Below are 269 nucleotides of genomic sequence, written 5' to 3'. Positions count from 1 at the left end.
TTTGATGCCTGTTTGAAACAGTCGGACCAACTCTGAGGCGAGTTCCCCGGCCTCAACAGAAGTGGTTAGAATCTCGTGTTCCTCACAAAGCTGCGAAAATACAATCCTCAGCGTGCCCAGTTCCTCAGGGAAAATAGGTTGCGCGCCGCCGATGGGGAAATTCATATGAACGTCCTTTGAATAATACTGATCTTGAGCGCTGAAGAATGGCTCCAAGCCAGCAACGGTCATTATCATTTGCGTACAAGGCGGCGCTTGGTAAAAATCGT

The 269-nt window shown here is 49.1% G+C and carries 1 pseudogene; it reads right to left on the bottom strand.

Annotated features, from left to right (window positions below):
* Positions 1-231, bottom strand: a pseudogene (locus EOB59_RS35135) (hypothetical protein); the annotation flags it as partial.
* Positions 232-269 lie beyond the last annotated feature (38 nt).

It is taken from the genome of Mesorhizobium sp. M7A.F.Ca.MR.176.00.0.0, from assembly GCF_004023165.1.
Taxonomy (GTDB): Bacteria; Pseudomonadota; Alphaproteobacteria; order Rhizobiales; family Rhizobiaceae; genus Mesorhizobium.
The sequence above is the reverse complement of the archived record's forward strand: the minus strand, read 5'-3'. Positions and strand labels throughout refer to the sequence as shown.